This window comes from Rhodoferax sp. UBA5149 (assembly GCF_002413825.1).
GTDB lineage: Bacteria > Pseudomonadota > Gammaproteobacteria > Burkholderiales > Burkholderiaceae_C > Rhodoferax.
The window spans coordinates 10,234-20,090 of sequence record NZ_DHXT01000182.1 but is presented as its reverse complement, the minus strand read 5'-3'; the positions used below and the strand labels follow the sequence as shown (position 1 = coordinate 20,090).

Here is a 9,857-nt window from a genome sequence, read left to right as displayed (position 1 = left end):
GCTTCGACCGCCGCATTGAGTGCAAGGATGTTGGTTTGGAAGGCGATGCCATCAATCACGCCGATGATGTCCACGATCTTGCGGGAACTTTCCTTGATCGAATCCATGGTCGCGATGACCTGGGACACGACGCCGCCACCTTTCATCGCGATACCCGATGCAGACACCACCAGCTGATTGGCCTGCAAGGAACTCGCGGCGGTCTGCCGTACCGTCGACGTCAGCTCCTCCATGGAGGAAGCAGTCTCTTCCAGGGAGCTGGCCTGGGACTCGGTACGAGAGGACAGTTCTGCATTGCCGGTCGCAATTTCGTTGCTGGCACTGACGATGGCATCCGTGCCGCCCCGCACTTCCGCGACGATACGGGCAAGATTGTCATTCATCTCCGCGAGTGCCTGGAATAGCTCGCCGAACTCATCCTTCGCATTCGCCGATATTTTTCCACTCAAATCGCCGCTGGCAATTTTTTTTGCAATGATCAGCGCCTCATGGATAGGCGCCAGGGTACTGCGTCGCAACATGAGCAAAGTAAATCCAAGGCCACCGACCGCCGCCAACCCCAATATCGACACGGTGGCTTTGACAAACGAGACCGCCTCCAGCACCAGGACCGCGAATTTCCTTGAATTCTCCTGCGCCGCGGCCCTGTCGCCGCGGGCGCTCGCGGCCAGATCGGCTGTGATCTGCGTGCCCGGTGCGGCCAGAATGGCGGCACGGATGCGCTCGAGATCGGCGATGTCTTTGATAGGCAGATCAAGGATGCCGCCGAAACCGATCACACGAAAGATCACTTTTTCAACATAGAAGAGCTTGCCGTCAACGTCCCGCGCCAGACCAATCGCGCCATCAATCGATTTCAACAAGTCCTCCCTTCGAAGCGACTCGGAATTTTTTGCGCCCTGCTCGACCAGCGTAAAGACTTGTTCCATGCGCATCACATGCTCCAGATGGAGCCGCTCCATGTAGTGGAATTCAGCCCCTTTTCCGAGCAAGCGATTGCCCCACAGAATGACGATGGATACCAACGCGACGATGCTCATGGCGAGCATGAATTTTCTTTTTAGTGTCATGTTTACCATTTCAACGATTTATGGTTTTTGTCCGTCTTCAGTTCAGCGGCGCGAGATCATCCTACGCTTCGCCATGATGGAGTGCAATACTGACGCTGCCAGCCTGGGCGTCCGTGTGCCAACCTGCATGTCAGGGATTGAACGGCAGACGGCCGACATTTTTTCGAACCCGCGCAAGCCTCTCAAAGGCTGGCTTTCGCTATAAAAACAATAGCTGATGACGCCCACTTGACAAGGGCGACTATCCATTTTTGTTTATAGTGGCAGCCACTTATATCTGTTTGGAGTCTTGATGCGTATCTGGAAAAAACCAATCTCGGTGGCCATACTGACCGCCGGTCAGGAAAACACGACGGTGCCCCATCTGGGTATCGAATTCCTGGAAGTGGGTGACGACTTCATTCGGGCCCGCGTGCCGGTGGATCAGCGCACCAAACAACCGTACGGCTTGCTGCACGGCGGCGTGAGTGTCGTGCTGGCGGAAACCCTGGGTTCCTGCGGTGCCGCCTTCGCGGCGCCCGAAGGCTACCGCGCCGTCGGGCTGGACATCAACGCCAACCACATCAAGGGCACCACCAGTGGCTGGGTGACCGGCATCACCCGTCCGGTGCACCTGGGCCGCACCACCCAGGTTTGGCAGATCGACATGCACAACGACGCCGGTGAACTCACCTGTGTGTCGCGCATCACGATGGCGGTGCTGGCACCCCGCTAGACCGCTTCTTACAAGCCTAATCAGCCGCTAGCCCCCGTTAAATAAGCGCAAGCAGCTATTTATTTAATAGCACCTTGTCACTCCGCCTCGGCTTGCGCCAGGCGCTCGCTTTTCCAGTACACGTCATCGCCGACCGTGCCGTCGGTGCGGTAACGGTTGAGCACGCGGGCCAGCACGAACAGCAAATCGCTCAGGCGATTGAGGTACTGGCGCGGCGTGTCCTTCAGGGTCTCCTGGCCTTCCAGCGCCACCACGGCGCGTTCGGCGCGACGGGCCACGGTGCGGCATACGTGGGCCAATGAGGCGGCGCGGGAACCGGCGGGCAGGATGAATTCCTGCAGGCGCGGCAGTTGCTCATTGTGCTCAGCCAGGGCCGCGTCAAGCGCCAGCACGGCCTCGGGCTTGAGCAGCTCGAAACCGGGGATCGACAGCTCGCCACCGAGGTTGAAAAGCTGTTGCTGAATCTCCACCAGCAGCGCGCGCACACGGGCGGGCATGTCTTCACACAGCAGCACACCGATGCTCGAATTGAGTTCGTCCACGTCGCCCATGGCGTGCACGCGCAGACTGTTTTTGGAAACACGGGTGTTGTCGCCCAGGCCCGTGGTGCCGTTGTCGCCGGTGCGGGTGGCGATTTGTGTCAGTCGTTGTCCCATGATGGAGCTCCTTGATGGCGCCTATTGTCACGCCATCCGGGCCAGGCTGGTTCGCGGCCCGCGGCGACCAGGTGTGCCACCATCCCTGTATGGCGGCCACGATGCCTGCGGCAGTGTGCTGGAACGGAACAATTTCCGCCTAGGGAAATCCCTAGCATGACGCCCCGTTCATCCAACCCGACACTGCTTGCTGGTAGCGAGCCCATCCATATTGAAATAGCCCAAGGAGTAGAACCGTGAGACTACTGCAAGAAACTTTGATCAGCAGGAAAAATGAGCCGACCGGTGGCGATGCCGCTGCGATCGAGGCGTTACGGGAAGCCTTTAATCGCCAGAAAAAAGCGTTCCTGGCCCATCCCTGTCCAACTCGGGACGAACGCCGGGCGCACCTTGAGGCACTGGCCGGCATGATGATGTCGAACCGGGATCGCATCCGCCAGGCCATCAGCGCGGATTTTGCCGTTCATCCCGTGCTCTTTACGGATCTGGTCGAGGTTCTGGGCATTGCGGGGCGGGCGGCCTATGCGCTGACGCAGCTGGACGACTGGATGCGTGATGAGGAACGGGCGGCGGACCCTGCCCTGTTTGGAACCGGGAAGGCGTTCATCCGCCACCAGCCGAAAGGGGTCGTCGGCAACATCGTGCCGTGGAATTTCCCGTTCGACGTCGGCGTCGGACCGTTGGTGGAGATGCTGGCGGCGGGCAACCGCATCATCATCAAGCCGTCGGACTACACGCCGGCCTGCGCAGAACTTCTGCAAGAAATGATCCGCAGCACCTTCGACCCGGATCATGTCACCGTCGCGGTGGGGGGCATCGAACTCGCCCGCACGTTCCCGACCCTGCCCTGGAACCATCTTCTGTATACCGGCAGTCCACCGGTTGGGCGGGAAGTCATGAAGGCGGCGGCGCAGAACCTGGTGCCGGTCACGCTTGAACTTGGCGGCAAATGCCCTGCCGTCTTCATGGACGATGCCATCGACAAGACCGCCGTCGCCAACGTCCTTGGCACCAAGATGATTAAAAACGGCCAGATGTGCATCTCCGTCGACTACTGTCTGGTCCCCCGAACACGCATGCCCGAGTTCGTGGCGCTCGCCAAGCGGCACATGCAAGAGAACACGCCCGCCTATTCCCGTAGCGCTGACTGCACCGGCATCATTTCGGAGCGCCACCTCAACCGTCTGGTGGCGATGTTGGCGCAGGCACGCGAGGCCGGCTATGAGGTCGTGGACCTCGAAGAAGGTGGTGTGCTGGATCGGGACACGCGTCGTATGCCGCTGGTTCTGGTACTCAATCCCGGCGACGAGTTGGACCTCATGAAAGAGGAAATATTCGGCCCCATCCTGCCCATCAAGGCCTACGACACGCTGGATGAAGCCATTGCGTTCGTCAATGCCGGAGAACGCCCGCTTGGGCTTTACGTCTTCGGTCATGACGAAGGCCAGACCGGCCGGGTGGTTGCCGAAACCAACTCCGGCGGCGCCTGCGTGAACGCCTGTGCCATGCAGGGCGCGTTGCCATCCCTCGCTTTCGGTGGCAGCGGCATGAGCGGGATGGGCCGCCATCACGGCATCGAAGGTTTCCGCGAGTTCTCCAATCCGCGCGGCGTCTTCATTCGGGGGCAGAACGACCTCATTGATGCCTTCTTCCCGCCTTATGGCGATACCCTCGGCGCGATTACCTCAGCCGCTTTCGGCTAAGCTGCTGGCTGCATCGCTGGCAAGCCGCGACGAGAAAACCCAACCCCGAGGTAGTCCATGACCCCGCAACAACTGCGTGCGCTGCAAGCGCCATTGAAGGAACACTACAAAGCCGATCCGGCCAGCGCGCAAAGGGTCTTTCGCGCCAGCGGCACCTTGCTGCCGGACCGTCCGTCGTGCCGTATCGAAACCGACACGGGCACCCTGATGGCCGGCCTGCACCCGGCGGCCGGCGGTGACGGCAACGAGGCTTGCTCCGGCGATCTGTTGCTGCAATCGCTGGTGGCCTGCGCCGGCGTCACCTTCAATGTCGTCGCCACGGCGATGGGCATCGGTTTCCGCTCGGCCGAGGTGATTGTCGAGGGCGACGCGGATTTTCGCGGGACGCTGGGCATCGACAAAAGCGTGCCGGTTGGGGTCAGCCATATTCGCGTCCGCTTCGAGGTCGATAGCGATGCCAGCGACGCCCAGTTGTCAACGCTACTTCAAATGACTGAGCGCTTCTGCGTGATTTACCAGACACTGAAGTCGCCGCCCAACCTGCAAACCCAGCTGGTACGCAAATCGGCCTAGAAACAACGCCAGCCAGCGCTGTTCCGACAACCCACGGCATGCCCCTGCCCGGCATGCCTCACGACGAAAATAATAATGCAAGCGGTCATCATCGAAGTCGCCCTGAACGGTGGCTTGCCCAAGGAAGTGAATCCCCATGTTCCGCGTACGCCGGATGAAGTCGCACAGGATGCCATCGCCTGCATCGATGCCGGCGCCGCCATCATCCACAACCATACCGATGATCCGGTGATCGGCGGCTCAGGCCGGCACGACGCCCAGCCCTATCTGCAGGCGTGGCGTCAGATCCTGGCCGCACGCCCCGATACGCTGCTGTACCCGACCATGGGCAACGGCGGGCCCCATGTCGCCATCGAAGACCGCTATGCGCATATCGTGACACTTGCCGAAGCCGGGCTGTTGGCACAGGGACTGGTCGATCCCGGCTCGACGAACTTTGGCCGGCTCGATCAACAAGGCCTGCCGCGCCCTGACGATATCGTCTATCAAAACACCTACCGCGATGCCGTGTACATGGTCGAAACCTGCCGACGGCTGGATGTAGGCATGTCGATCTCCATCTTCGAACCCGGTTTTCTGCATATCATCCTTGCCTACCATCGGGCCGGAAAACTGCCCCGTGGATCATTGGTCAAACTGTATTTTGGCGCGGGGAAACTGCTGTTTGGCTTGCCCCCGACTGAAGCCGCGCTCAACGCCTACCTCGACATGCTCAAGGGGACCGGCCTGCCCTGGCTGGTGTCGGCGCAAGGCGGCGATGTTGTCGCCTGCGGATTGGCCAAACTCGCGATCCTGCGCGGCGGTCATGTGCAGGTCGGGCTGGAACCGTCAGGCGACAGCCGGCGCACCAATGTCGAGTTGGTCCATGAGGTCGTCGCTTTGGCGCGCTCCCTGGGACGCCCGATCGCCGACAGCCGGACCGCTGCGCAGTTACTCGGCTTGCGTGCACGCTAGGAGCCACCTCGTCGCCCAACTCAACCGGAGTCCCCGCAGCCCTTCTGACGAGCCAGGTTGCCCCGGCCGGCAACCTTTCTCCTGAAGCCGTCATCCACAATTCGGGCAAACCGGGCAGTTCGGGATAATGGACACCATTTCCTGGAGAACCCCGATGAACGCTCCCGACACTCTGGCGCACCTGGTCCCCGACATCCATCAGCGTGAGGTACCACTGGCGCTGGTGGAAGCCTTGAAGTCACGCTTCCATGAGCGCTGCTCCACCGCCCTGGTGGTGCGTGAACAGCACGGCCGCGACGAGTCGTCTTTCCAGGCGCCACCGCCTGCGGCCGTGGTGTTTGCCGAAAGCACGCAGGATGTGGCGGACGCGGTCAAACTGGCCAGCGACTCCAGCGTGCCGGTCATTCCGTTTGGCGTCGGCTCCTCACTCGAAGGCCATTTGCTCGCGGTGCAGGGCGGCATCAGCATCGACCTCAGCCGCATGAACCAGGTGCTGGCCATCAACGCCGACGACCTGACGGTGACGGTGCAAGCCGGCGTGACGCGCAAGCAGCTCAATGAAGCGGTCAAGTCGACTGGCCTGTTCTTCCCGATCGACCCTGGTGCCGACGCCACGCTGGGCGGCATGAGCGCCACCCGCGCCAGCGGCACCAACGCCGTCCGCTACGGCACCATGCGCGAGAACGTGCTGGCGCTGCAAGTGGTGACGGCCAGCGGCGACATCATCCGCACCGGCACGCGCGCCAAGAAAAGCAGCGCCGGCTATGACCTGACGCGCCTGATGGTGGGCAGCGAAGGCACGCTGGGCGTCATCACCGAGGTGACGGTCCGGCTCTACCCGCTGCCCGAGGCGATCTCGGCGGCGATCTGCTCATTCCCAAGCATCGAGGCGGCGGTGCGCACCACCATCCAGATCATCCAGCTGGGCATTCCGATTGCGCGTGTGGAACTGATTGACACCAACACCGTGCGCATGGTCAACGCGAACGCCAAATTGGGCCTGATTGAGTCGCCCTTGCTGCTCATGGAGTTTCACGGCTCGCCAGCCAGCGTCAAAGAGCAGGCGGAGCTGGTGCAAGAGATTGCGACCGAATTTGACGGCACTGCGTTTGAATGGGCCACCACGCCGGAGGAGCGCACGCGGCTGTGGACCGCCCGCCACAACGCCTACTTTTCCGCCATCCAGTCCAAGCCCGGTTGCCGCGCGATTTCAACCGACACCTGCGTTCCGATTTCCCGCCTGGCCGATTGCCTGCTGGACTCGGTGGCGGAGGCGAACGCCAGCGGCATCCCCTACTTTCTGGTCGGCCACGTCGGCGACGGCAATTTCCACTTTGGCTATCTGATCGACCCCGACAAGCCGGAGGAACGCGAGATCGCCGAAAAATTGAACCATTCGCTGGTGTCGCGCGCCTTGCGCCTGGAGGGCACCTGCACCGGCGAACATGGCATCGGCTTGCACAAGATGGGTTTTCTGCTGACCGAGACCGGCACCGGCGCGGTCGACATGATGCGCAGCATCAAGCGGGCGCTGGACCCGAAAAACATCATGAATCCGGGCAAGATTTTTACGCTGTAGGACGCCTACAGTTCAGCGTGTTCGGCAATGGCGTGCGCCATGTATTCGATCTTGCGCTGCATGTCCTGCTCGGTGTCAACGAAGCTCTGGGCAATGGCCTGGAATTCGTCCTGGATTTCAATGAAGGCGTCGACCAAATCGGGATCGAAATGGCTGTCGCGTCCCTGGAAAATGATGGCCACCGCCTGGTCATGGGGCACCCCGGCCTTGTACACACGGTCGGAAATCAGCGCATCGTAGACATCGGCGATCGCCATCAGGCGTGCCGACAGCGGAATTTGATCGCCCGACAAGCCTTGCGGATAGCCGCTGCCGTCCCATTTTTCCTGATGCGAGTAGACCAGCTCCTTCATGATCTGCAGCAAGTCAGCCTTGACGCCCAAGGCTTTTTCGGCGTTCTCGATCGCCTCGCATGCCAGGGTGGTGTGGGTTTTCATGATCTCAAACTCCGCCGCCGTCAGGCGACTGGGTTTGAGCAGAATCCGGTCCGGAATACCGATGGTGCCCATGTCATACAGGGGTGCCGAGCGGTACAGAATACTGATGTACGGTTCGGTTAAAACGTCAACAAAGCGCGGATGCGTTTTGAGCCGCTGCGCCAGGGATTTGACATAGTTCTGGACCCGCAGAATGTGCTTGCCGGTGTCAGAGTCGCGCGTTTCCGCCAGCGAGGCCATGGCAAAAACCGCCACCGCCATGGCGATATGCACGGGCGTAGAGTCGGCCGTGGGGCTGCTGTCGGGTGAATTCAAAATGTAGCTCCAGTAAGCAAATATTTTCAAGTCGTCGTCAGACCGTCAGTTTAGGCGACTGGGGAAAACCCGAGTGATTGTCGCACCGGCCGCGACTCTGGCCTTCAGGCCTCGCGCGCCTGAAACGGTGCGCGATACAGCCACACCGGGCGGCCATCGGCGCAAGACAAGGTCGCCTGCGGTTGAAGCGACGGTGCCTCGAACTCCAGACTCACCAGCCAGGCACCCGGCTGGAGCTGCGCGCGCGCCTTCTCCACCGCCCGTGCCATGCTCTCGGGCCGCTGAAACAGATACACCAGGGCATAGGGGCTCCAGTCGGCACGCCACATGTCGCCTTGGCGAATGCGGGCCCAGGGACAGCGCAGCGCGCTCAAACCGCGCAGCGGCCAGCTCCACTCCAGGCCGTGGAATCGGGCCGCCGGGTAGGCCTGGCGCAAGGCTTTGAGCCCGTCGCCCAGACCGCAACCGGCATCCAGCAGCAGCGCACCCGCGGGCAGCGGCGCTTGCGCGGCCAAGTCGCGCAAGGCGTTGGCCGGCGTCGGAAACAGGGGCGCGTCACGCCAGGCATTCAAGGGGTAAATCAGCAGCAACAAGGCCAACGGCAGCAACCAGGCCCAGGCGTGCAAGCTGGCCGCGCCCGAGAGCGCCAGCGACAAGGGGAAACCCAGGCCAATGATGGCGCGGCGCCACCAGGTGCGGGCCAACACACTGAACGCCACGCCGCAGCTTGAGGCCACGGCCAGCGCCAGCCAGGCCGACAGACCCAGCCCGTTCAGACCCCAAAACAAGGCCCAGGCACTGCCCCAGGCCAACAGGGCAGGCAGTGGCCAAGGCAGTCGGGCAAGCATGGCCTGGAAGCGCCTTGGGCCTTCAGCGGGTCGCGCCGCGCGTCAGCTTGTCGATCAAGCCATTGAGCTCATCGAGCGAGCCGAACTGGATGCTGAGCTCGCCCATTTCCTCCATGCGCCCGCCCCGCTTGACGCGCTTTTTCACCCGCACCTCAACCTCGGCGGTGAGCAGGTCGGACAACTCTTCTTCGACCCGTTTGATGTCGCGCGACTTTTCCTGGCGCGGCTTGGTCGAGGTCAGCGAGAAATCGGCACTGAGCTTTTTGACCAGGCTCTCGGCTTCGCGCACCGACATTTTTTTGGCGCTGATCTGGCTCGCCGCCGTGATCTGGGTCGCCCGGTCCAGCGCCAGCAGCGCGCGCGCATGGCCCATGTCGAGGTCGCCCGCCATCAGCATGGTCTGCACCGGATCGGCCAGATTGAGCAGGCGCAGCAGGTTGCTGGCAGCGCTGCGAGAGCGCCCCACGGCCTGCGCCGCCTGTTCGTGAGTGAGTCCAAACTCCTTGACCAGGCGTTGCAGGCCTTGCGCTTCTTCCAGGGGGTTGAGGTCTTCGCGTTGAATATTCTCGATCAATGCCATGGCCGCGGCGGCCTCGTTCGGCACGTCGCGCACCAGCACCGGCACACTGGCCAGCCCGGCCAGCTTGGCGGCGCGAAAGCGCCGTTCGCCGGCAATGATCTCGTACTTGCCCTGGTTCGCGCCATCCTGCAGCTGGCGCACCAGAATCGGCTGCAGGATGCCCTGCACCTTGATCGATTCGGCCAGCTCGTACAAGGCGCCCTCGTCCATGCGGGTACGTGGCTGGTACTGGCCGGCCACCATGTCGGTTAGCAGCAGCGACGCTGGCTGGCCGGCGCCGATGGTGTCGCTGCCCGCCGCTTCGCTGACTTTGGGACCGAGCAAGGCTTCCAGTCCGCGGCCCAGGCCTTTTGGTTTTTTCGTGACCATGATGTCTTTCTTTTCTATCGACTTGTGTCGCTGGATTGTTCATCGGTGCTGCCGCCCA

General features: G+C 62.0%; 11 protein-coding genes. 6 read left to right on the top strand and 5 right to left on the bottom strand.

Translation table 11 applies throughout. The features are described from left to right. Nucleotides 1–935, bottom strand: a 935-nt coding sequence (locus B3V69_RS16545; RefSeq protein WP_296448105.1) for a methyl-accepting chemotaxis protein, incomplete at its 3' end; no start/stop codon positions are given. 79 nt (nt 936–1,014) lie between these two features. Here B3V69_RS16545 and B3V69_RS16540 point away from each other — a divergent pair. Together B3V69_RS16540 and B3V69_RS16535 are read left to right on the top strand one after the other, a co-directional pair. Then, nucleotides 1,015–1,275, top strand: a complete 261-nt coding sequence (locus B3V69_RS16540; RefSeq protein WP_296448104.1) for a hypothetical protein — start codon at nt 1,015–1,017, stop codon at nt 1,273–1,275. An 87-nt stretch (nt 1,276–1,362) separates the two neighbouring features. Continuing rightward, a complete protein-coding gene (locus tag B3V69_RS16535) occupies nt 1,363–1,785 on the top strand; it encodes a hotdog fold thioesterase (protein WP_296448103.1) in 423 nt (140 codons plus the stop codon). A 77-nt stretch (nt 1,786–1,862) separates the two neighbouring features. Here B3V69_RS16535 and B3V69_RS16530 read toward each other — a convergent pair whose 3' ends face one another. After that, nucleotides 1,863–2,441 carry a cob(I)yrinic acid a,c-diamide adenosyltransferase gene (locus tag B3V69_RS16530; RefSeq protein ID WP_296448102.1) on the bottom strand — a complete coding sequence of 193 codons (579 nt, stop codon included), beginning with the start codon at nt 2,439–2,441 and terminating at the stop codon, nt 1,863–1,865. 236 nt (nt 2,442–2,677) lie between these two features. Between B3V69_RS16530 and B3V69_RS16525 the strand changes: the two genes are divergently transcribed. The 4 genes from B3V69_RS16525 (at nt 2,678) to B3V69_RS16510 (ending at nt 7,250) form a co-directional block, all read left to right on the top strand. After that, nucleotides 2,678–4,144 carry an aldehyde dehydrogenase family protein gene (locus tag B3V69_RS16525; RefSeq protein ID WP_296448101.1) on the top strand — a complete coding sequence of 489 codons (1,467 nt, stop codon included), beginning with the start codon at nt 2,678–2,680 and terminating at the stop codon, nt 4,142–4,144. 57 nt (nt 4,145–4,201) lie between these two features. Further along, a complete protein-coding gene (locus tag B3V69_RS16520; RefSeq protein ID WP_296448100.1) occupies nt 4,202–4,717 on the top strand; it encodes an OsmC family protein in 516 nt (171 codons plus the stop codon). A gap of 75 nt (nt 4,718–4,792) precedes the next feature. Next, nucleotides 4,793–5,671 (top strand): 3-keto-5-aminohexanoate cleavage protein, encoded by an 879-nt coding sequence (locus tag B3V69_RS16515; RefSeq protein WP_296448099.1) that lies wholly within the window; start codon nt 4,793–4,795, stop codon nt 5,669–5,671. Between the two features lie 154 nt (nt 5,672–5,825). After that, nucleotides 5,826–7,250 carry an FAD-binding oxidoreductase gene (locus B3V69_RS16510; RefSeq protein WP_296448098.1) on the top strand — a complete coding sequence of 475 codons (1,425 nt, stop codon included), beginning with the start codon at nt 5,826–5,828 and terminating at the stop codon, nt 7,248–7,250. A gap of 5 nt (nt 7,251–7,255) precedes the next feature. Here the strand turns inward: B3V69_RS16510 and B3V69_RS16505 are convergent, their stop codons facing one another. From B3V69_RS16505 to B3V69_RS16495, 3 genes are all read right to left on the bottom strand, one after another. Then, entirely contained in the window at nt 7,256–8,032 is a 777-nt protein-coding gene (locus B3V69_RS16505; protein WP_349679226.1) for an HD-GYP domain-containing protein, read from the bottom strand. 74 nt (nt 8,033–8,106) lie between these two features. Next, nucleotides 8,107–8,850, bottom strand: a complete 744-nt coding sequence (locus B3V69_RS16500) for a class I SAM-dependent methyltransferase (RefSeq protein ID WP_296448097.1) — start codon at nt 8,848–8,850, stop codon at nt 8,107–8,109. A 22-nt stretch (nt 8,851–8,872) separates the two neighbouring features. Beyond that, nucleotides 8,873–9,799 (bottom strand): ParB/RepB/Spo0J family partition protein, encoded by a 927-nt coding sequence (locus B3V69_RS16495; protein WP_296448096.1) that lies wholly within the window; start codon nt 9,797–9,799, stop codon nt 8,873–8,875. Nucleotides 9,800–9,857: the final 58 nt, after the last annotated feature.

Bases quoted from the DNA above. Each gene is read 5' to 3' on its own strand.
- B3V69_RS16540 (WP_296448104.1), top strand. From the start codon at position 1,015: ATGGATACCAACGCGACGATGCTCATGGCGAGCATGAATTTTCTTTTT.
- B3V69_RS16535 (WP_296448103.1), top strand. From the start codon at position 1,363: ATGCGTATCTGGAAAAAACCAATCTCGGTGGCCATACTGACCGCCGGT.
- B3V69_RS16530 (WP_296448102.1), bottom strand. From the start codon at position 2,441: ATGGGACAACGACTGACACAAATCGCCACCCGCACCGGCGACAACGGC.
- B3V69_RS16520 (WP_296448100.1), top strand. From the start codon at position 4,202: ATGACCCCGCAACAACTGCGTGCGCTGCAAGCGCCATTGAAGGAACAC.
- B3V69_RS16515 (WP_296448099.1), top strand. From the start codon at position 4,793: ATGCAAGCGGTCATCATCGAAGTCGCCCTGAACGGTGGCTTGCCCAAG.
- B3V69_RS16510 (WP_296448098.1), top strand. From the start codon at position 5,826: ATGAACGCTCCCGACACTCTGGCGCACCTGGTCCCCGACATCCATCAG.
- B3V69_RS16500 (WP_296448097.1), bottom strand. From the start codon at position 8,850: ATGCTTGCCCGACTGCCTTGGCCACTGCCTGCCCTGTTGGCCTGGGGC.
- B3V69_RS16495 (WP_296448096.1), bottom strand. From the start codon at position 9,799: ATGGTCACGAAAAAACCAAAAGGCCTGGGCCGCGGACTGGAAGCCTTG.